The organism is Reyranella sp. CPCC 100927 (assembly GCF_007859315.1).
Taxonomy (GTDB): Bacteria; Pseudomonadota; Alphaproteobacteria; order Reyranellales; family Reyranellaceae; genus Vineibacter.
Genome location: NZ_VOHA01000008.1, coordinates 199,184 through 220,162, shown reverse-complemented (window position 1 = coordinate 220,162; position 20,979 = coordinate 199,184). Strand labels below are relative to the sequence as shown.

Annotated in this window: 20 protein-coding genes; 10 read left to right on the top strand and 10 right to left on the bottom strand. The window is 68.3% G+C overall.

Annotation, left to right across the window (positions count from 1 at the left end):
- Nucleotides 1-2: 2 nt before the first annotated feature.
- The 4 genes from FQU96_RS22435 to FQU96_RS22420 are packed head-to-tail and all read right to left on the bottom strand — an operon-like array spanning nucleotide 3 to nucleotide 3,830.
- The gene (locus FQU96_RS22435) at nucleotides 3-776 is read right to left on the bottom strand and encodes a crotonase/enoyl-CoA hydratase family protein (RefSeq protein ID WP_146543576.1); all 774 of its coding nucleotides are present in this window, start codon (nucleotides 774-776) and stop codon (nucleotides 3-5) included.
- Between the two features lie 11 nt (nucleotides 777-787).
- Nucleotides 788-1,582 carry an SDR family NAD(P)-dependent oxidoreductase gene (locus tag FQU96_RS22430; RefSeq protein WP_146543575.1) on the bottom strand — a complete coding sequence of 265 codons (795 nt, stop codon included), beginning with the start codon at nucleotides 1,580-1,582 and terminating at the stop codon, nucleotides 788-790.
- A complete protein-coding gene (locus tag FQU96_RS22425; RefSeq protein WP_146543574.1) occupies nucleotides 1,579-3,129 on the bottom strand; it encodes a class I adenylate-forming enzyme family protein in 1,551 nt (516 codons plus the stop codon). Before FQU96_RS22425 ends, FQU96_RS22430 begins: the two co-directional genes overlap by 4 nt.
- Nucleotides 3,126-3,830 (bottom strand): TetR/AcrR family transcriptional regulator, encoded by a 705-nt coding sequence (locus tag FQU96_RS22420; RefSeq protein WP_146543573.1) that lies wholly within the window; start codon nucleotides 3,828-3,830, stop codon nucleotides 3,126-3,128. The genes FQU96_RS22425 and FQU96_RS22420 overlap by 4 nt, the downstream gene beginning before the upstream one ends.
- Before the next feature lie 126 nt (nucleotides 3,831-3,956).
- On the opposite strand from FQU96_RS22420, the gene FQU96_RS22415 reads away from it, so the two are divergent.
- From FQU96_RS22415 to FQU96_RS22400, 4 genes are all read left to right on the top strand, one after another.
- Nucleotides 3,957-4,400 (top strand): Zn-ribbon domain-containing OB-fold protein, encoded by a 444-nt coding sequence (locus FQU96_RS22415; protein WP_146543572.1) that lies wholly within the window; start codon nucleotides 3,957-3,959, stop codon nucleotides 4,398-4,400.
- 19 nt (nucleotides 4,401-4,419) lie between these two features.
- Complete coding sequence (locus tag FQU96_RS22410) at nucleotides 4,420-5,565, top strand: thiolase family protein (RefSeq protein ID WP_146543571.1); 1,146 nt, start codon at nucleotides 4,420-4,422, stop codon at nucleotides 5,563-5,565.
- An 89-nt stretch (nucleotides 5,566-5,654) separates the two neighbouring features.
- Entirely contained in the window at nucleotides 5,655-6,884 is a 1,230-nt protein-coding gene (locus FQU96_RS22405) for a CoA transferase (RefSeq protein WP_146543570.1), read from the top strand.
- Nucleotides 6,885-6,894: 10 nt separating this feature from the next.
- The gene (locus FQU96_RS22400) at nucleotides 6,895-8,103 is read left to right on the top strand and encodes a CaiB/BaiF CoA-transferase family protein (RefSeq protein WP_146543569.1); all 1,209 of its coding nucleotides are present in this window, start codon (nucleotides 6,895-6,897) and stop codon (nucleotides 8,101-8,103) included.
- Nucleotides 8,104-8,500: 397 nt separating this feature from the next.
- Here the strand turns inward: FQU96_RS22400 and FQU96_RS22395 are convergent, their stop codons facing one another.
- The 5 genes from FQU96_RS22395 to FQU96_RS22375 all read right to left on the bottom strand — a co-directional run bounded on the left by FQU96_RS22395 (nucleotide 8,501) and on the right by FQU96_RS22375 (nucleotide 13,928).
- A complete protein-coding gene (locus tag FQU96_RS22395; RefSeq protein ID WP_146543568.1) occupies nucleotides 8,501-9,523 on the bottom strand; it encodes an ABC transporter ATP-binding protein in 1,023 nt (340 codons plus the stop codon).
- Nucleotide 9,524: 1 nt separating this feature from the next.
- Nucleotides 9,525-10,505, bottom strand: coding sequence for an ABC transporter ATP-binding protein (locus FQU96_RS22390; protein WP_146543567.1), 981 nt, complete (start codon nucleotides 10,503-10,505; stop codon nucleotides 9,525-9,527).
- Nucleotides 10,502-11,317: an ABC transporter permease gene (locus tag FQU96_RS22385; protein WP_146543566.1), complete on the bottom strand. Its 816-nt coding sequence runs from the start codon at nucleotides 11,315-11,317 to the stop codon at nucleotides 10,502-10,504. The genes FQU96_RS22390 and FQU96_RS22385 overlap by 4 nt, the downstream gene beginning before the upstream one ends.
- A gap of 1 nt (nucleotide 11,318) precedes the next feature.
- Entirely contained in the window at nucleotides 11,319-12,275 is a 957-nt protein-coding gene (locus FQU96_RS22380; protein ID WP_146543565.1) for an ABC transporter permease, read from the bottom strand.
- 102 nt (nucleotides 12,276-12,377) lie between these two features.
- Nucleotides 12,378-13,928, bottom strand: coding sequence for an ABC transporter substrate-binding protein (locus tag FQU96_RS22375; protein ID WP_178130651.1), 1,551 nt, complete (start codon nucleotides 13,926-13,928; stop codon nucleotides 12,378-12,380).
- Nucleotides 13,929-14,237: 309 nt separating this feature from the next.
- Here FQU96_RS22375 and FQU96_RS22370 point away from each other — a divergent pair, with 309 nt between their 5' ends.
- The 5 genes from FQU96_RS22370 (at nucleotide 14,238) to FQU96_RS22350 (ending at nucleotide 19,638) form a co-directional block, all read left to right on the top strand.
- Nucleotides 14,238-14,876 (top strand): TetR/AcrR family transcriptional regulator, encoded by a 639-nt coding sequence (locus FQU96_RS22370; protein WP_146543563.1) that lies wholly within the window; start codon nucleotides 14,238-14,240, stop codon nucleotides 14,874-14,876.
- 602 nt (nucleotides 14,877-15,478) lie between these two features.
- Nucleotides 15,479-16,729, top strand: a complete 1,251-nt coding sequence (locus FQU96_RS22365) for an epoxide hydrolase family protein (protein WP_146543562.1) — start codon at nucleotides 15,479-15,481, stop codon at nucleotides 16,727-16,729.
- Nucleotides 16,730-16,909: 180 nt separating this feature from the next.
- Nucleotides 16,910-17,401: a cupin domain-containing protein gene (locus FQU96_RS22360; RefSeq protein ID WP_146543561.1), complete on the top strand. Its 492-nt coding sequence runs from the start codon at nucleotides 16,910-16,912 to the stop codon at nucleotides 17,399-17,401.
- A 325-nt stretch (nucleotides 17,402-17,726) separates the two neighbouring features.
- The gene (locus FQU96_RS22355; RefSeq protein ID WP_146543560.1) at nucleotides 17,727-18,257 is read left to right on the top strand and encodes a GNAT family N-acetyltransferase; all 531 of its coding nucleotides are present in this window, start codon (nucleotides 17,727-17,729) and stop codon (nucleotides 18,255-18,257) included.
- A 64-nt stretch (nucleotides 18,258-18,321) separates the two neighbouring features.
- Complete coding sequence (locus tag FQU96_RS22350; protein WP_146543559.1) at nucleotides 18,322-19,638, top strand: FAD-dependent oxidoreductase; 1,317 nt, start codon at nucleotides 18,322-18,324, stop codon at nucleotides 19,636-19,638.
- Between the two features lie 85 nt (nucleotides 19,639-19,723).
- Here the strand turns inward: FQU96_RS22350 and FQU96_RS22345 are convergent, their stop codons facing one another.
- Entirely contained in the window at nucleotides 19,724-20,323 is a 600-nt protein-coding gene (locus FQU96_RS22345; protein ID WP_178130650.1) for a TetR/AcrR family transcriptional regulator, read from the bottom strand.
- Between the two features lie 152 nt (nucleotides 20,324-20,475).
- On the opposite strand from FQU96_RS22345, the gene FQU96_RS22340 reads away from it, so the two are divergent.
- The gene (locus FQU96_RS22340; RefSeq protein ID WP_146543557.1) at nucleotides 20,476-20,853 is read left to right on the top strand and encodes a DUF1330 domain-containing protein; all 378 of its coding nucleotides are present in this window, start codon (nucleotides 20,476-20,478) and stop codon (nucleotides 20,851-20,853) included.
- Nucleotides 20,854-20,979 lie beyond the last annotated feature (126 nt).

Here is a 20,979-nt window from a genome sequence, read left to right as displayed (position 1 = left end):
GCTCAGCGTCCCTTCCAGACCGGCTTGCGCTTTTCGGCAAAGGCCTTCAGCCCTTCGCGGCGGTCCTCGGAGTCGAGCGCTTTCTGGGCGATCGGCATCTGCTTGTCCCAACCCTCGCCGTCCTGCCAGTTCAGCGACTGGAAGATGATCTCCTTGCTGGCCGCCAGCGCCGTCGGTCCGTTCACCAGCAGCGACTGGGCGAGCGTGATCGCTTCCTCCAGCGCCTTGCCCGGCTCGGCGATGCGGTTGATCAGACCGTACTGCTGGAAGAACGCGGCGTCCTTGAAAGCGCCGGTCAGCGCCAGCTCCATCACAACGTGATAGGGCATGCGGCGCGGCAGGCGGAACAGGCCGCCGCCGATCGCCACCACGTTGTGGCGCACCTCGGGCAGGCCGAGCTTGGCATCGCGCGCCGCCACGATCAGGTCGCAGGCCAGGCACATCTCCAGCCCGCCGCCCACGGCATAACCTTCGACCGCGGCAATCACCGGCTTGCGCGGCGGGCGTTTCATGATGCCGAAACCGCCGCGGGCCAGCTTCGGCCGCGGGCCGCCGCGTGCGGCGGCTTTCAGGTCGGCGCCGGCCGAGAAGTTGCCGCCGGCGCCGGTGATGATGCCGACGAAGAGCTCATCCTCGGCATCGAGCATGTCCATCGCCGCTTCCATCGCGGTCGAGGATTCGCCGTCGAAGGCGTTCTTCGCTTCCGGCCGGTTGATGGTGACGATCAGGATGGGACCGCGGCGCTCGGTGAGCACGCGCTGGGATGACTCGGACATTCCGCTCTCTCTCACAGGCCGAAGGTGAAGCCGCCGTTGACGCCGTAGGTCTGGCCGGTGACCCAGCTGCTGGCGTCGGAGGCGAGGAACAGCACCATGTTGGCGATGTCGGTGGGCTGGCCCGGCCGGCGGATGACGTAGTTGTTCATCATCTTCTTGTAGCGCTCGGGGTCGGCCTTCAGCCGCGCCTCGATGGCGGGCGTCAAGGTCGCGGCGATTGCCACGCAGTTGGCCGTGATGTTGTAGCGGCCCATTGCCCGCGCCGTGGCGCGCGTGAAGCCGGCGGCGCCGGCCTTGGCGCCGGCATAGACCTCCAGCCCGGCATCGCCGTAGCGGCTCGCCTCCGAGATCACCGTGATGATGCGGCCCGGCGCATTGCGCGCGATCATGCCCGGGATGCAGGCGCTGGTGCAGTTCAGCACGCCGTAGAAGTTGACGCCGATGAAGCTGTTCCACGCCTCCGGCCCGGTCTCCCAGAACGGCTTGCGCGCGTCGGGCGACGGGGTGGCGCCGGCATTGCCGGCGTTGTTCACCAGGATGCCGATCGGGCCGAATTCGCTCTGGGCCCTGGCCACCATGGCCTTGACGCTGGCGAGATCGGTGACGTCGGCCTGGATCGCCACGGCCTTGCCGCCGGCGTCGCGGATTTCCTTGGCCACGCTTTCGGCGCGCTCCAACACGTAGTCGTTGACGACGACGCCGCCGGCCTTGTGCGCGGCCAAGTGCAGCGCGACCTGTCGTCCGACACCCTGGCCGGCACCGGTGACCAGCGCCACGCGCCCGCCCAGATCGAGGATCTCGCTCATACTTTTCTCTCCCGTCCCTTCCAGTAGGGTTCGCGCAGCTCGCGCTTGAGCAGTTTGCCCATGGTGTTGCGCGGCAGCTCTGCCACGATGTCGACCGACTTGGGCCGCTTGTAGGAAGCCAGATGGTCCTTGGCGTGCGCGATGATGTCGTCGGGCATCGCCGTCGCGCCGGGCTTGAGCTCGATGAAGGCCTTCACCTGCTCGCCGAACTCGTCGTCGGGGATGCCGATCACGGCGGCGTCCTGCACCGCGGCGTGCTTCAGCAGCGCCGCCTCGATCTCGGCCGGATAGATGTTCACGCCGCCCGAGATGATCATGTCCTTGGCGCGGTCGGTGATGAAGAGATAGCCGTCTTCGTCGAGCCGGCCGACATCGCCGACGCGGAAGAAGCCATCGCCATCGAGCGTATCGGGACCCAGCGTCTTGCCGTTGAGGTAGCTGTGGATGGTGGCCGGCGTCCGCACCCAGATCTCGCCCACGGCATTGGTCGGCAGGTCGGTGCCGTTCTCGTCGCGGATGCGGATGTCGACATGGATGTGCGGCAGGCCGCTGGAGCCCGGCTTGATCGTGTGCATGCCGGGCGCGAGATGGGTGATCATGCCCACCTCGGTGGCGCCGTAGCCTTCGCTCAGGCGGTCGGCGCCGAAATAGTTGTCGATCCAGTCCTTCAGCGCCGGCGGCACCGGCGCGGCGCCGACGCCGAGCTGGCGCAGCGACGAGACGTCGTGGCGTGCCAGCTCCTCGGCAGGCAGCGCAGCCATGCGCTTGTACATGGTCGGCACGCCGGTCCACGCCGTCACCTTGTGGCGCGCGATCAACGCCAGCGCCCCGGCCGGATCGAAACGGCGCATCAGGATGATGCGGTTGCCCAGCCGCAGCGTGCCCCACAGCGCCGACGGTCCGGCGCCGTGATGCATCGGCAGGGTCAGCAGCGTGATGTCGCCGCTGACCAGCGGCCGGCTGGCGGCGACGGCCTGCAGATACTCCGCCGCCTTGCGATCGGTCTTGGCCACCTCGCGTGCATGCATCACCACGCCCTTGGGCAGGCCCGTCGTGCCCGAGGTGTAGATGATCAGGGGCGGCGTGCCGTCGGCGAAGCGCGGCGCGCCGTCGCGCGCGGCCAGCGCGGCATAGGGAACGAAGCCGTCGGCCGGCGTGTCGATCGATACCGCGAGCTTGATCGGCAAGCCCTCGAAGGCGGCGACGATGGCGCCGGGATCGGCATCGTCGCAGACGAAGACCGTGGCGCCGCTGTTGCCCAGCACATACTGGGTCTCGGCCGGTGTCAGCCGCCAGTTGATCGCCAGCAGCGAGCAGCCCAGCTTGCCCAGCGCCGCCGACAGGATGGCCCATTCGTGGCGGATCTGCGTGCGCAGCACGACGATGTCGCCGCGAACGACGCCGCGTGCCGCCAGGCCGGCGGCGACGCGGTCGGCGGCATCGTTCCACGCGGCAAATGTCAGGCGGTGGTCGCCGTCGATGATGGCGATCGCGTCGGGCGTCGCGGCGGCCCAGTGTTCGACTGTGCCGGGAAGGGCTTGCGTCATGCGGCGAGGCTCTGCTGCAGGGAGGCGACGTAGCGATCGCGCATCGCTTTCAGATCGATGCGATCGGGATCGATGGTCCATTGCGCGATCATCGTGCGCAGGGTGCCCAGGATCATCACCGCCTGGGCGTGCGGATCGATGTTGCGGCGGATGTCGCCGCGCTCGATGCCATGCCGCAGCATCGCGGCCAGGCGCCGCACCGAGCGTCGCGTCACATCAGACATCGCATCCGACAGCGCCGGCTCGGTCAGCGCCTCGGCCAGCGCAATCAGCAGTGCGCGCGTGCTGGCCGGCGTCTGCAGGCCGCCGTTGAAGTAGGCGCGCACCGAATGCAGCAGCGACTCCATGCCGGGCTGCTGGGTCGATGTCTGCGCCAGGCGATTGGCGAAGCCATCGGCGATGTGGCTGGCGACCGCCGCCACCAGGTCGTTCTTGCGGCCGAAATAATGCGCCGGCAGGCCGCGGCTGTAGCCCGCCGCCTCGCCGACCTCGGCCAAGGTCATGCCCTCGACGCCACGATCCGACACGATGCCGACCGCCGCCGCCAGCAGGCGGCGCTCCGCCTCGTCGCGCCGCTCGGCGTGCGTGCGACGCGACGCGTCCTGGCCGTCGGTGGACTCGGCTCCTGCCGGCGCGGCGATCGGCTCGCGGCGCTTGATGGTCCGTGCAGACGCAGGCGGCTTGTTACCGGTTGGCGGCATGCGGGGGCGAACTCCTGGCTCGTTTCATCCCGGGCCAAGCGTCTAAATGGCGCTTGCTGTCGGGCAAACTATATGCTTGCTTATCCGTTAACAAGTATTTTCTTTGGCGCCAGCCGGGAGGAAGAGATGAGCCAGTCGGCGTTGTTGAAGCCTGCACTCTATGCCGAGCAAGGTACCGAAAAGGTCCCGGACCATCCCGCACTGAACGGCGGCAGATGCGCTTGCGGCCACGTCTTCTTTCCCATGCAGACCTATGGCTGCGAGGTCTGCGGCCGCCACGGCGACGCGCTGCAGCCGGTGCGCCTGAGCGGTCGCGGCAAGCTGGTGGCGTCGTCCACGGTGCACATGCATGCCGCGCGCGCGCCGGCGCCCAACGCCGAGGTGAAGCCGCACGAAGCGCCGTTCACCATCGGCTCGATCGCGTTGGAGGATGGGCCGACCGTGCGCACGGTGCTGGTCGGCGTCGACGAGAAGACGCTGAAGCCCGGCCAGACGATGGTGACGACGCTGGTGCCGGTCGGTACCGGCGCGAAAGCGATCCTCGACCTGCGCTTCACCCCTGCGACCTGATGAACGGCGGACCACGACCATGGCCAAGACACTCAAGGATCTGCGCTCCGTCTATGTCGTCGGCGTCGGCTGGCATCGCTACCAGCCGCTCAGCGACACGCCCTATGTCATGCTGGGCCTGCCGGCGATCCGCGCGGCGCTGGCCGATGCCGGCATCGCCTGGACCGACGTCGAGTCCTCCTACATCGGCACCGGCCTGCTGGGCATGGCGGCCGGCCGCGCGATGCTGAAGCATCTCGGCGCCACCGGCCGTCCGCTGGTGCACATCGAGAACGCCTCGGCGTCGGGCTCGGCGGCGTTCCGCCACGCCTGCATCGAGGTCGGCGCCGGCATCGCCGACGTCTCGCTGGTGATCGGCATCGACAAGCCCGGCGTGGTGCAGCGTGCCTTCACCAAGACCGGCATCGGCAACCTCGCCGACGATGCGATCGTGCCGTTCACGCACTTCGCGCTGCTGACCAACGAGTACGCCCATCGGCACGGCGTCGCGCCGCAGGACGTGGCGCTGGTGGCGGTGAAGAACCATCGCAACGGCGCACTCAACCCGCACGCCCATCGCCAGCAGGCGCGCACCCTGGAAGAGGTTCTCGGCGGCCGACCGGTCTCGGGCACCCTGACGACGTTGCAGTGCTGCCCGGTCGGCGAAGGCGCCGCCGCCGTGATCATCGCCTCCGAGGACGCCATCAAGCGCCTGGGCATCGACCCGGCGCGCGCCGTGCGCGTCACCGCGTCGGCAGCGTCCAGCGAAGCTGCGGGCGGTCAGGCCGGGGCCGATGCCGCGATCACCAAGGACACCATCGCCGAGGCGCTGAAGCAGGCGCAGGTCGCGCCCAAGAAGGTCGACATCGTCGAGCTGCACGACGCCTTCACCATCGAGGAGCTGCACTACGTCGAGGCGATGGGCATCTGCAAGCCGGGCGAGGCCATCCACCTGCTGAAGGAAGGCGCCTTCGACATCGGCGGCCAGTGCGCCGTGAGCCCATCGGGCGGCCTGATCGCCATGGGCCACCCCATCGGCCCCACCGGTGTCGGCCAGATCGGCGAGATCGCGCTGCAGCTGCGCGGCGATGCCGGCCCGCGCCAGCACAAGGGCGCCAAGACCGGCCTCGCGCACATGGTCGGCCTGGGCGCCGTCTGCTACGTGCACGTCCTGCAGCGGCCGTAGTTTTTTCGGACCGCGCGCGCTCATGAGCTGGCGCTTCGCGCCAGTGCGCGTGTGGACACGCGCGGTCCAAAAGAAAAGGAACCCGCCGCATGCTGAACGACATCCGGGTCATCGAACTGTCGGCGCCCGAAACCATGATGGCCGGCCGCATCCTGGCCGATCTCGGCGCCGACGTGATCGTGGTCGAACCACCCGGTGGCGCGCCCGGCCGCCGGCTCGATCCGTTCCTGGGTGACATGCCCGGCCTCGAGCGCAGCCTGACCTGGCATGCGCTCAACCGCGGCAAGCGCGGCATCACGCTCGATCTGGCGCAGGACGACGGCCGCGCGCTGCTGGCCGACCTTGGCCGCAGCGCCGCCCTGGTGCTCGAAGCCGCACAGGCATGCGCCAGCGAACCGCGCATCGCCGTGACGTTTCCGGACACCACCGTGCGCTGCCGCATCACGCCGTTCCTGTCGACCGGCGCCAAGCGCGACTACCAGGCCTCCGACCTGATCGTGACGGCGGCCACCGGTGTGCCTGGCATCACCGGCCATCCCGATCGGCCGCCGATCTTCTACCCCGTGCCGCAGGCGATGATGGAGGCGGGCGCCGAGGCGGCGATCGCGTCGCTCGCCGCGCTCGCGGCTCGCGATGCCGACGGGCAGGGGCAGGACATCGAGGTGCCGGCGCGGCTCGCCGGCATGATGAGCGCGCTCAGCGTGCCCATCGTCGTGCCGGCGGGGAATCCGGGATTGCAGCGCACGCCGGCGCGCCAGCAGCTGGCCGGCATCAGCCTGCCCGGCATCTATGCCTGCCAGGACGGCTACGTTCTGATCTCGCTGGCGTTCGGCCAGGCCTTCGGTCCGATGACCCAGCGCCTGATGCGCTGGGCGGTGGAGCAGGGCTGTCTCGAGGCGCGCCTGGGCGCGCTCGACTGGCCCACCGTGCCGCAGCAGGTCGAGAAGGGCAGCCTTGGCGCCGCCGACATCCAGGCCGCGGTCGACGGCATCCGCGCGCTCTGCATCAAGCATACCAAGGCCGATTTCGGCGCCGCCGCGCGCCGGCTCGGCCTGCTGGCGGCGCCGCTGATGGACATGCAGGACATCGACCAGTCGCCGCAGTATCGCGAGCGCGGCCTGTGGTCATCACCCGTGAACCTGGGTGCCGACGGCCCGGCGATCCGCGACCCGGCGCGCTTCGCGCAATTCTCGAACTACACGATCGACGTCGCGCGACCGGCACCGTCCCTCTCGCAGCACACGGCCGAGATTCTCGCAACCGATCTCGGCCTGTCGTGGCTCGAGATCCAGGCGCTGTTCGTCCACGGCATCATCTGAGGAGCAGACCATGAGTGCACCGCTGGCCGGACTGCATGTGCTCGACATGGGCTGGGTGATGGTGGGCCCGGTCACCGGCCGCTACCTCGCCGATCTCGGTGCCGAGGTGGTGAAGCTGGAAAGCGCCCGCCGCGTCGATCCGCTGCGCACCCTGGGGCCGTTCAAGGACGGCAAGCCCGGCCTCGAACGCTCGATCAGCTACCACAACCTCAATGCCGGCAAGCGCAGCCTGACGGTGGACATCAAGGATCCGCGCGGCCGCGAGGCGATCCTGCGCCTGGTCGACTGGGCCGACGTGGTGATCGAAAGCTTCAGCCCCGGCGTGCTGGAGGGGCTGCAGCTCGACTATCCGCGCATCGCCGCGCGCAACCCGCGCGTCATCATGGTGTCGACCAGCCTGCTGGGCCAGACCGGCCCGCATGCGCGCGGCACCAGCGGCGTCGGCACCATGGGTGCGGCGATGTCGGGCGCCAGTCTGCTGCTGGGCTGGCCCGATCATCCGCCGTGCGGCACCTACGGGCCATGGACCGACTCGGTGGCGCCGCGCTTCATCGTGCCCAGCGTGCTGGCGGCACTGCATCGGCGGCGCAGCACCGGCGAGGGCTGTCACATCGACGTGGCGCAGGCCGAGGCCGGCATCCAGTTCCTGTCGCCGGCCTGGTACCAGTACGCCGCCAACGGCACGGTGCCGCAGCGCCGCGGTCATGCCGGCTCGCCGCTCAAGGCGCCGGAAGGCCTCTATCGCTGCGCCGGCAAGGACCGGTGGATCGCCATCGATGCATCGGCGGGTGATGCCTGGCAGCAGTTTCGAGCCGTCGTCGGCGACGGCCTGCGCGATCCGGGCTTCGACACCCTGGTCGGTCGCCTGCGCCGCCGGCAGGCGCTGGATGAGGCGATCACCGCGTGGACGGCACCGCAGGATGCCGAAGCGGTGGAGCGTCGCCTGCAGGCCGCCGGCGTGCCCGCGCACGTCGTCAGCAGCGCCCACGATCTCGCGCACGATCCCGACCTGACGGGCGACCACTACCGCACCATCAACGATCCCGTCGTCGGCGACGCCGTGATCGAAGGCCCGCGCTTCCGTCTCGCGCGCACGCCGCCGCGCGAGACACGGCGCGGCCCGCGCATCGGCGAGCACACGCAGGAAATCCTGCGCGACATCGGCGGCTACGATGCGGACGCAATCACCGCCATGGAAGAAGCCGGCATCCTGAAGTGACCCGGGAGCGCAGGCTCTGTCGGTGCGCCGACGAGATGGAATAGCGCGTGTTGAGGCAGGAAAGATTGACCACAGAGTTCCGCACCGGCTACGCCGACCACAAGGACTGAAACGGCGCACGGTGGTGTGGGCAGACGCTGGGGGCGCGCCACTCTGTGGCGCGTCTTCGTCTGGATCGACACATGACGCGCCACAGAGTGGCGCGCCCCCAGCGTGTGATCGAGCCGCCCTGGCCACTTTCCTTTCAGGCACAGAGATGACAGAGGGACACAGAGAACAGTCGTTGCGCACGACCAGCGTACGCCCTCGCTATCCTCTGTGTTTTTCTCTGTGTCCTCTGTGCCTCTGTGGTGAATCTTTTCTCGTTTCAACACGCACCGACTGATCGGGACAGACTTCAGCGCGCCGATGCGGACGAGACGTCCGCGCTCCCCGGGTGGTGGCAGGCCACGAAATGTCCTGGCGTACCCTCGATCGCGCGGATCTGCGGTTCCTCGCGGGCGCAGCGGTCGGTGGCGGCGGGGCAGCGGGTGCGGAAGCGGCAGCCCGAGGGCACGTCCAGCGGCGAGGGTGTCTCGCCGCGCGGCATCTGCGGCTGCTGCGTGCGCCGGCGCGGCTTGAGCGAGGGCACCGAGGCCAACAGGGTCGCGGTGTAGGGATGGCGCGGCGCGGCGTAGAGCGAATCCGTCGGCGCGATCTCGCACAGCTTGCCCAGGTACATCACCGCGACGCGATCGCTGATGCTCTTCACGACGCCCAGGTCGTGCGAGATGAACAGCATCGTGAGCGCGAAGGCCGCCTTGGTATCCTCCAGCAGGTTGAGCACCTGCGCCTGCACCGAGACATCCAGCGCCGAGACCGGCTCGTCGCATACCAGCAGGCGCGGCCGCAGCACCAGGGCGCGGGCGATGCTGACGCGCTGGCACTGGCCGCCGGAGAGTTCGTAGGGCCGGCGATGGCCGATCTGCTCGCCGTCGAGCCCGACGCGGCCGAGCGTTTCCAGCACGATCTGCCGCCGCTCGGCGGCGGTGCCGCGGCCGGCCACCAGCAGCGGCATCGCGACGATATCGAGAATGCGATGCGCCGGGTTGAGCGATGACAGCGGGTCCTGGAAGACCATCTGCATGCGGTGGCGCAGGCTGCGCAGCGCAGCGCCGCGCGCCGCCAGCATGTCGGCGCCGTCGAAAGCCACCGCGCCGCTGTCGGGTGCCGGCAGGGCCATGATCGCGCGCGCCAGGGTCGACTTGCCCGAACCGGATTCGCCCACCACACCCAGCGTCTCGCCGCCCACGATGTCGAGCGAGACGTCGGACAGCGCCTGCACGCGGCGGCCGCCCTTGGCCTTGTAGGTCCTGACCAGGTTCTGGGCCGAGAGCAGCGCGCCGTCGCGCTGCAGGTGGGCTGTTCCGCTGCCGGCCATGTCAGTGCTCCGGCGCCGGATTGAAGCAGGCGAAGCGGTGATGCGCGCCGGCCTCGCGCTGCGGCGGCACCTCGCCCTCGCAACGGTCCTGGCGGAAGCCGCAGCGCGGCGCGAAGCGGCAGCCGACCGGTGGCGCGATCAGGTTGGGCGGCTGGCCCGGAATCACCGGCAGGCGCGCGTGGCTGGGGGTGTCGATGTCCGGCACCGACTGCAGCAGCGCGTGGGTGTAGCGCATGCGCGGCCGCTCGAGGATGTCGCCGACCGGCGCCTGTTCGACGATGCGGCCGGCATACATGACGGCGACGTCGTCACACATCTCGGCCACCACACCCAGGTTGTGCGTGATCAGGATCAGCGCCATGGCGTGCCTGTCCTGCAGGCGGCGCAGCAGGTCGAGGATCTGCGCCTGCACCGTCACATCCAGCGCCGTCGTCGGTTCGTCGGCGATCAGCAGGCGCGGATTGCAGGCCAGCGCAATGGCGATCACGATCCGCTGCCGCATGCCGCCCGACATGCGGTGGGCATATTCGCCGGCGCGCTGCTTGGGATCGGGAATGCCGACCTCGTTCAGCAGCTCGACGGCGCGGGTCTTGGCCGCGGCCGTCGACAGGTCGGTGTGCTGGCGCAGGACCTGCACGATCTGGCGGCCCACCGTCATCACAGGATTGAGCGACGTCAGCGGGTCCTGGAAAATCATCGCGATCTGCCGCCCGCGCACCTGGCGCATCTGGGACTCGGACAGCTGCCGCAGGTCGCGGCCGGCGAACAGCACGCGGCCGCCGGCCCGGCGCGCCTGCGCCATCGGCAGCAGCCCGATGATGCTGCGCGCCAGCACCGACTTGCCCGAACCCGACTCGCCCACGATGCCCAGCGTGCGGCCGGCATCGAGCGTGAACGACACGCCGTCCACCGCGCGCAAGGTGCCGTGCGGCAGGTGGAAGTGTGTCTGCAGGTCGTCGACCTCGAGCAGCGGCGTCGTCATGCGGTGCCCGCCCTGTCGTCGATCCGGCGCTGGATTTCCTCGCCGATCAGGTTCAGCGCGAAGATCGTCAGGAACAGCATGCCGGCCGGAAAGAAGATCGCGTGCGGCGCTTCCAGCGCATTGGCCTGTTCCGATGCCATCATCTGGCCCAGGGTCGGTGTCGGCGGCGGCACGCTGAGACCCAGGTAGCTCAGTCCCGCCTCGGCCAGCACGCCCACCGCGACCAGCAGCAGGAAATAGGTCAGCAGCACCGGCACGAGATTGGGCAGCAGCTCGCGCACGATCAGCCGCGCGTCGCTCATGCCGGCGGCGCGGGCTGCCGTCACGAAGTCCTTCTCGCTGAACAGCAGCGTATTGGCGCGGGCAACGCGCGTGACGGTCGGGATGTAGACGATGCCGAGCGCGATGACGACCTTCAGCAACGCCTCGCCGGGGTAGGCGACCATGGCGATGATCAGCACCAGCGGCGGGAAGGCCAGCAGGATGTTGACCCCGACCAGGATCACGCGTTCGCTCCAGCCGCGGAAATAGCCGGCGCAGATGCCGAGCGCGCCGCCGAACACCAGGCCCACCGCCGCGGCGCCGAAGCTGACGGCGAAGGAGATGCGAAAGCCGTGGATGGTGCGCGAGAAGACGTCGCGGCCCAGTGAGTCGGCGCCGAACCAGCGTTCCAGGCCGGGCGGTGCCAGCATGTTGAGCAGGCTTTGCTTGGTGGGATCCTGCATCGGCAGCCAGGCGGCCAGCAGCGTTGCCAGCGCCACCAGCGCGAGCCAGGCCGCGGACAACACGACGGACAGCGGATAGCGGCGCATGTCAGTGTCCGCCGTCGCGCTGCAGGCGGGGATCGACCAGGGCGTAGACCACGTCGGTCAGCAGGTTGATGACGATGAACATCGTGGCGACGAACAGCACGATGCCCTGCGTCATCAGGTATTCCTGCTGGTAGATCGACTCCACCAGCAGCTGGCCGACGCCGGGCAGGGCGAACATCTGCTCGATGATGATGGCGCCGCCCATCAGCCGGCCCATGTTGATGCCGACCACCGTGATCAGGTTCAGCGACGAGGGCCGCAGCGCGTTCTCCAAGAGGATGCGCCAGGTCGGCAGGCCCATGCCGCGCGCCAGCGCGATGAAGTTCTGCTGCAGGGTGCCGATCATCTCGCTGCGCAGCAGGCGCAGATAGACCGGCACCTCGATCAGCGCCAGCGACACCACCGGCAGCACGAAGCTCTGCAGGTTGGCGCCGATGCCCTCGCGCAGCGGCACGAAGCCGGTGGCCGGCAGCCACTGCAGATTGAGCGCGAAGATGTAGATCAGGAACAAGCCGACGACGAAGGCCGGCGTCGACAGCAGGGCGAGGCAACCGACCAGCGTGGCGGTGTCGATGCTGCTGCCGCGCCGATAGGCGCTCCAGATGCCGAACGGCATCGCGACGCCCAGCGCCACGATCTGGGTCAGCACGATCAGTTCGAGCGTCACCGGCAGGCGCGAGAGGATCACATCGAGCGTCGCTTCGCCGGAATGGATCGCGCGCCCGAGGTCACCCGACAGCACGTTGCCCAGCCATTGCAGGTAACGGATGTGCAGCGGCTGATCGAGGCCCATCTGTTCGCGCAGCGCGGCGACACGCTCGGGCGTGGCCGAGTCGGCCAGGATCAGCACCGCCACGTCGCCCGGCAGCAGCGCGACCAGCAGGAAGCTGATCACCGACACCGCCAGCAGCGTGCCGACGACACCCGCGATGCTCCACAGCCAGCGACGAAGGGTCATCGCCGAGAGCCCTGGGAGCGCGGGCGTCCCGCCCGCATCTGCAGGCGTCGATAGGGCAAGAAAGCGGGCGGGACGCCCGCGCTCCCAGGAGAGGCCATCACCCTACTCGAGCCACATGTCGGCGAAGCGCACGAGGCCGTCCGGTACCGCCGGCAGGCCCTTCACCTTGCGGGTGATCACGATGTTGTCGGCGACGTAGAACAGGTAGGCGTAGGGCAGGTCCTGCGCCAGCACCTTGGCCAGCTCGCCGTAGATGGCCTTGCGCTTGGCCGGATCGAGCGTGGCGACGCCCTGTTCCAGCAGCTCGTCGACCTTGGGATTCTTGTAGTGGCCGTAGTTCGACGACGGCGTGACGTCGGCGAACTTGGAATGGAAGAACGGGTAGGTGTTGATGTGCGGATCGGCGCGGCCTGTGAAACGATACAGCGAGGCCACGAACTGCTTGGACGACATGTTCTGCACAATGCGGTTCTGGTCGACCGGCTGCAGCTCCACCTTCATGCCGGCCAGGCCCCACATCTCCTGCAGCGACTGCGCCAGCCGCTGGCCGCCGGGCGAGTTGTTGAACTGCAGCGTGAAGCTGACCGGCTTGCCGTAGGCGGCGACCAGCGCCTTGGCCTTGGCGAGATCGTACTTGGGATAGGTCGGCACCGGCTGGTGCACGGTCATGCCCGGCCCGTACGGACTCTCGGCGAGCGTGGGGACGCCATACGCCAGGGTCTTGCGCAGCAGTTCGCGGTCCATCGCCTGCGCGACGGCCTGGCGGATGCGCTGATCGTCGAACGGCGCTTCGGTCAGGTTCATGTAGACGCCGTCGTAGCCGAAGCCGCCGGGCTGCAGCACGATGTACTTGGCGTTCTTCTTCATCTGCGACGCGAAGCGCTGCGAGGGCTGGATGATGATGTCGGTCTGGCCCGACAGGAACGCCGCCTCCAGGGTTTCGGTATTCTGGATGCCGCGGAAGACGATCTGGTCGAGATAGGGGCGGCCCGGGCGCCAGTAGTCGGGGTTGCGGTTCACGACATAGCGGCTGCCGCGCACCCATTCGACGAACTTGAAGGGCCCGGTGCCGACCGGCTTGGTGCCGATGCCGGTGGGATCGGCCTTGAAGGCCGTGGGCGACACCATGACACCTGGCGCGTCGGCGAGGATGGTGGGGAAGGCGGCGTTGGCGGTCTTCAGCTTGAACTCGACCGTCAGCGGATCGATCACGGTGACCGCCTCGATCTCCTGCACGAACGACAGGCAGCGGCAGCCGTTGGCCGGATTGCGCGTGCGGTCGAGATTGGCCAGCACCGCTGCGGCATCCAGCGGCGTGCCGTCATGGAACTTGATCCCGGGCCGCAGCTTCACGCGGTAGGTCTTGGCATCCTCCGACACGGTGAAGCTCTCGGCCAGGAACGGCACCGGCTGGCCCTTGGCGTCGATGTCGAACAGCGTCTCGTAGACCGGCGTGGCGAACTGCCGCTCGGTGAAGCTGCCGGTGCGGATCGGGTCGACGATCGGCGGGTCCTGCGCCAGGCCCACGGTCAAGGTGCCGCCGCGCTTGGGTTCCACTGCCCCGGCGGAAAACGCCGTGCTGCCCAGCAGGAGGGCCGCGACGACTCCCGATAGCATCTGACGCGAACGCGCTCTGGTGCTCAACCGGATCATGCTGACGTTCCTCCTGTTGTGGCTGGTGCCGGCCGCGAACATCGCCGCGGCGGACCGAAGCCGTTGCGTTGCGAGACACGATCGAATGCTGAACGGCTGTGCGCGCCGTGACGCGTGATCTGTGTTTCCTCCGCCTGGGACCTTTCCGGACCGCTTGCAGGCACTATTATTAATTTGCTTATCGAGAAGCAAGCATTTTCTGGTAAGCTTCTGGACGCCGGGAAAACGGGCCGAAATCGGTTGTGGCACCGGCGGCAAGGCCATACTTCTTGCCGCTCGGCCGCATGACAGGTGCAGGGTAGAAAGTCGATGGCAACAGGTCGGCCGGGTGAGGCTCCGGCGCCGCAACAACGCAGACGGCAGGCCGATCGCCGCGAGGCCGCCGAACGGCGCCTGCTGGACGCCGCGATCCGGCTGATCGCCGAGCGTGGCATCAAGGGCACGACCTTGGGCGATGTCGGCGAAACAGCCGGTTACAGTCGCGGGCTTACCGCGCATCACTACAAGACCAAGGAGGGGCTGGTCCGCGCCGTCGTCGACGAGATCCAGCGCCGCTTCCGCGCCCGCCTGCGGGCCACGAACCCGCCGGCGGACGGCCTGCCGCGGTTGCTGGCCGACATCGCGGTCTACCTGAATGTCAGCGTTGATGTCGCGGCGGCGCGGGCGCTCTACCTCATTCAGAAGGAAGCCCTGACGCAGCAGTCGGAGTTCCGCGGCGTCGTGCGCAAGACCAACCGCCTGGCCATCGAGGGGCTCGAGAAGCAGATCCGCATCGGCATGGCGGCGGGCGACATCCGTTCCGATATCGACCCCACGACCGAGGCGACCCTGCTGCTGGCCGCCCTGCGCGGCGCCCGCGCCCAGTGGCTGCTGGCCCCCGACGATGTCGACATCGCCGCCGTGGCAGCCGAACTCATCGAACACGTGAAGCGCACGATCGCGACCTGAGAGCTCGCAGAGCTCCCCATCGGCTACGCCGACCACAAGGTCGAAATTGCGTACGATCGTGCGGACAGACGCTGGGGGTGCGCCACTCTGTGGCGCGTCATATGTCGATCCAGACGAAGACGCGCGACGGAGTCGCGCACCCCAGCGTGTGATCGAGCCGCCTTGGCCAGTTTCCTTTCAGCACGGAGAGACACAGAGAAATCGTCTTCGCGTGCCAAATGCGCGCCATTGCCTTACCTCTATGTGCCTCTGTGCTCTGAAAGGAAACGGTACATCTTCGCTGGGAGCGCGCCGCTAACAAGAAACAACAGTCTCGGAGCCAGGACGATCATTCCTGGGAGCGCGGGCGTCTCGCCCGCATCTCCGGTGAAAGCGTAGCTTTCGCCTTTGCGCGCAGCGCCGAAGCATGAGCGGGCGGGACGCCCGCGCTCCCAGGGGCTCGCTTCGCTCGCAACCCGCCTTCTACCCGTTTCAGGTCCTTGTGGTCGGCGTAGCCGGTGGGGAACTCTGTGGTGAGGTCTTTTGCCGTCACGGCAGCCGATCTTGCTCTTTGACCCGCCGGGAAGGCAATGTGAGCGCCCTTTCCGAGTAGATCGCCAGGCATGTCCGAGAGTACCCGCTACGAAACGCCCGAACCGTTCCGCATCGTCGTTCCCGACCAGCAGCTCGACGATCTCGACGAGCGGCTGCGGCGCTGGAAGCGGCCGGTCGCCATCGACAACGCGGCCTGGGACTACGGGACCGACCCTGCGTTCCTGCGCGAGCTGGTCGATCACTGGCGCTATGCCTACGATTGGCGGCGGTTCGAGGACGAACTCAACGGCTTTCCCAACTATCTCGTCGATATCGGGCCGCAGCGTCTGCACTTCATCCGTGAGCCCGGCACCATCGTGCGGGGTGCGCCGCCCCCGGTGCCGCTGCTGGTGACGCATGGCTGGCCCGGCTCGGTCGTCGAGTTCCTGCATGTCATCGACACGCTCGCCCATCCGGAACGCCACGGCGGCGACGCACTCGATGCCTTCGACGTCGTCGTGCCGTCGTTGCCGGGCTACGGCTGGTCGGGCCCGCCAGTGCGCGCCGATGGTACGGTGGGACCGATCGGTCCGCGCGCGATCGCCGGCCTGTGGCAGCGGCTGATGGTCGAGGCGCTGAACTATCAGCGGCCGTACATCGCACAGGGCGGCGACTGGGGCAGCACGGTATCGGCGTGGCTGGCGTTCGATCATCCTGCCGCCAAGGGCGAGGGCGACGTCGAGACCGGCTGCCGCGCGCTGCATCTCAACATGATGGCCTTGCGTCCGGGCATCGATGAACGCACGGCGGACCTCGCCGACGAAGAAAAGCAATGGCTTGCCGCCGCCCGCGCCGAGCGCGGCCAGAAGACCGCCTACCAGCGCATCCAGTCCACCAAGCCGCAGACCCTGGGGGTCAGCCTCGCCGATTCGCCGGTCGGGCTGGCGGCCTGGATCGTCGAGAAGTTCCACGGCTGGAGCGACTGCCACGGCGATCCGAACACACGCTTCACCATGGACCGCCTGCTCGACAACATCATGGTCTACTGGTTCACAGGTACCGCGGGCACGGCGACGTGGCTCTACCGCGGCGTGATCGAGGAGAAATCGCTGGCACTGCCGGCCGGCCGCCGTGTCGAGGTGCCGACCGCTTTTGCCGCGTTCCCGGCCGACCTGTCGCCACCCCCGCCGCGGGCCTGGGTCGAACGCGCTTTCAACCTGCGCCGCTATACGAGGATGCCGTCCGGTGGCCATTTTGCGGCGCTGGAGGAACCCGACCGCTGGGTCGATGACATCCGTGACTTCGTCCGCCCGATGCGCTTCGGCGCCGCCAACGATTGAGTCCCGCCTGTCGCGTTCCTGGGAGCGCGGGCGTCCCGCCCGCTCATGTCATGTGTCGATCGCAATGCGGGCGAGACGCCCGCGCTCCCAGGAAAGATTGTGTGAATCCGACAGTACCCAATGGGGGAGGTGGCGGCGCGAACGGCGATGCCGTAGCTTTGGACATCACAGGGAGGTTCCATGTCGACACAGTCCACACGGATCGATCCGATCACGAACGAGACCGTTTCGGCCGAGAAGGGCGCGCCGCTGACGGCAGCGCACCAGGCAATGCGGGTCGAACACCCCGACGACCACGATTGGACGCTGCTGCGCTACGAAGGCCAGACGAGCAAGATGCTCTTCCACCCGACCGCGGATGACCCCACGGTGCCCAATGCCGGCCTGGTGCACTACGAACCCGGTTCCAGCCATCCGGTGCACAGCCACTACTTTGCGCAGATCTGGTACGTGCTCGACGGCGAATTCAGGATCGGCGGCAAGACCTACGGGAAGGGAACCATGATCTTCCATCCCGACCCGCATTTCGAGCATGACCTGGTCACCGACACCGGCGGCACGATCCTCTATGTCCAGTACATGGGGCCCTCGACACGCCAGGCGCCGATCTATGACGGCCGCTTCAACGTGACCAGGCGCAAGAAGCTCGAAGACGAGACCACGGAATACTGAGAAAGAATCACCACAGGGGCACAGCGCAGCTGTTGGCCGCAACCAAAGCGTAGATGGTGCTGGTGACGGGTCGGACCGCGTCGCTCCAGCGACGCCCCGGCGCGCAGCGCCGGATCATGAGCGCCGCTGGAGCGGCGCGGTCCCAGCCGTCGCCAGCGACGCCTTCACTGGGCCAGCGCAAGGGATCCGTTGAGGCCTGCGACGATTCTTGACGTCAGTAGTTCAGACGAGCACAGAGAGAAAGTCTTGAGCGTGCCTTTGGCGCGCTGTTTCTCTTTCCCTCTGTGCCTTCCCTGTGCCTCTGCGGTGAAGCCGTTCCGCCATCATGTACCACACGTTTTCCATCCGGCTGGCGCGCCGCGACGAACTGCGGGCGATCCAGCACATCGAGAACACGGCGGACCTGATGTTCCGGCGCATCGCGATGCCCTGGGTGCTGGCCATGCAGCCGGCGGCACTGCGCGCGCTGGAACAGGCGCGGCGGCGTGGCTGGCTGTGGGTGGCGACCGGCGCTGCCAACCGCGCGCTGGGGTTTGCCCTGCTGACGACCGTGGGCGGCGAGGCCTACCTGCACCAGTTGTCGGTACTGCCGCAGGCCGCCGGCCGCGGCGTCGGCTCGGCCCTGATCGCGACGGTCTGTGATGCGGCGCGCGCGGCGGGACATCGCACAGTGCTGCTGTCGACATACACGGGCGTACCTTGGAATGCGCCATACTACGCCAGGCGCGGCTTCGCGGCGATACCGTTGGGCGACTACACGCGTGCGCTGCGCGATGTGCGCGCCACCGAGCGCCGCCTGGGCCATCCCGTCTGGCGTCGCGTGCTGATGCGCCGGACGTTGCGCGACGACGCATGATTGACCGCGGATGGCGCATCGGGTAGTCATTCGTGACTGATCGTTCCTGAATATCGGACGCACCATGAAAGATGTCGAAGAGTTCGATGTGGTCGTCGTGGGTGGCGGCAGTGCGGGTGTCGCGGCCGCGGTCGCCGCGGCACGCACCGGCGCACGCACGGCGTTGATCGAGCAGGCCGGCTGCCTCGGCGGCGCCTCGACCATGCGTAACGTGCTGACCTACTGCGGTCTCTACACGCTGGGCGAACACCCGCGGCAGGCGGTGGCCGGCGTCGCCGACGACGTGCTGGCACGGCTGCGGCAGATGGAAGCCGTCACCCCGCCGCAGCGCCATCGCGGCGTCTTCGTCGTCTTCGACCCCGAAGCGGTGAAACGCGTCCTTGACGATCTGTGCCTGGAGGCGGGTGTCGCGGTTTTCCTGCACGCGTTCGTCAGTGCCGCGACCCGGCAGGAAGATCGCGTCGTCGACGTTTCCTACCAGGATCACGTCGGCCAGCATCGGGTCAGGGCCAAGGCCTTCGTCGATGCCAGCGGCGACGGCGATCTCGCCTGGTTCGCCGGTGCCTCGACGCGCTACGGTAACCATGGCGAGGTCAACCTGGCGACTCTGGGGACGCGATTCGGCGGCATCCCGCGCGATGTTGCCGTGACGGCCGACCAGGTCCGCGCCGCCGTGCATGCGGCGCGCGAGCGCGGCGTCGGCCCGCTCAGCAAGGACAGGAGCGTCATTGCCCGGCTGCCGATCTCGGGTGACCTGGTGTGCTATCTTGCGTCGGAGGATTACGATCCGCGCGATACACGCGGGTTCAGCCGCGCCGAGGGACGCGGCCGCCAGCAGGCCTGGCGGTACCTCGACGTCATCCGCGGTATCGCCGGCTGCGAGAAGGCCTATCTGGTCTCCACCGGTCCCGACTTCGGAACCCGCGAATCGCGGCACGTCAATGCGGTCTACCAGCTGAGCTGGCAGGACGTCGTCGACGGCCGCGCGATGCCCGACAGCATCGCGCTCGGTGCGTGGGGCGCCGAATGGCACGATCGCGCCACGTACGAGAGCAGCTTCATCTATCCGCCGGATGGCGGCGCCTACGAGATCCCGCTGCGCTGCCTGATCAGCGTCGACACGCCCAATCTCTTCGCCGCCGGACGGGCCGCCGATGCCGACCGCAAGGCCGGTTCCAGCCTGCGCGTCATGGGCACGGCCTTCGCCACCGGCCAGGCTGCCGGCGTGGCCGCCGCGCTCTTCGCCGATCAGGGCGCGGCGGCGCCCGATGCGGTCAGGCGAATCCTCGTCGACCAGGGCGCACTGATCGATGCGCAGGCACTCGACAAGCCGGGAGCGCGCCACTCCAGTGGCGCATTGGCGCGTAGCGCCAAGTCATGAGCCGGCCCTTCGGGTAAAGGCGAAAGCATTCGCTTTCGCCGGAGGTGCGCCACTGGAGTGGCGCGCTCCCGGCGGGAAGAGCAGATCAAGGCTTATCGTTCGAGACCACCCCCCGCAGCGCCAGGTCGACCGTCGGGCCGAGGTCGGCCATGCTCCAGACCCGTCCCACGACACGCAGTCCCTGGCCGTACGTGTAGAGATAGAGCGCCGTGTCCCGCGGATCGAGATCGGCGGCGATGTCGCCGTTCTGCTGGCCGCGCCGGATCGTCGTCTCCAGCAGCGTCACCATGCCCTTGAAGCCGTTGCGGATGCGTCCCGCCACGTCCTTGTCCTGCGGCAGCAGCTCGATCGTGGTGTTGGTGACGAAGCAGCCGCGTGGCCCGGCGGGTGTCGCGACGATGCGTGCGTAGTGGACCAGCGCTTCCTTCAACGCTTCCAGCGCTGGGCGTGGCGGTGCCAGCTTCTCCTCGAAGCGCTGCAGGGCGCCGTCGATGTAGGCATCCAGCGCCCTGAGGAACAACGTCTTCTTGTCGCCGAACGTCGCGTAGAGGCTGTTGCGGTGCACGCCCGTGGCATCGACCAGTTCGCCGATCGAGGTGGCGTGGTAGCCGCGATCCCAGAACGCGCGCATCGCGGCGTCAAGCGCGTGGGTTTCGTCGAAATCCCGGGGCCGTCCGGCCGTCATCGCATCACTCCCGACATCAGGCCGGCATCCTAGCATTCATGACCGGGCGTTCCTAAAAAACAATTCGCGGGGCGGACTCTGCTTGACAGGCCGGGTGGATCGGCCTTACCAAATTAAGGAATGATCATTCCTAAATAGAAGGAGAATACACCATGCCGGCCTATTTCGTGATCGAACTGGACGTCGCCGACGGGCCCAAGCTGGCGGAATACGAGCGTGAGGTGACGGAGCATGTCGTGGCCGCCGGCGGCCGCTTCATCGTCCGCGGCAACAACTACAAGCCGATCGAGGGCGACTGGCATCCCAAACGGATCGTCATCGTGGAGTTTCCCGATGTCGCGGCGATCGAGCGCTACTACCACTCCGAGGCCAACCAGCGCCTGAAGCGCACGCGCGTGGCTGGAACCGGCGGTGCGCCTGCCAAAGCGATCGCCATCGAAGGCCTCGCCGCGGCCGGCGCGCCGGCCGCCGGCAAGGCGCCGCCGCGCGAGGCCGGCGTCGACGCCACCGGCGCGGTCATCTGGCGCTGACCTCTCCCCACCGGGGAGAGGTCGACGAATGCGAAGCGTTCGTCGGGTGAGGGGGCGTCGAAGCCGCACGCGGTGCTGGATGAATGGCACCTCGCATATGCCGCGGCCCCCTCACCCGGCGCTGGC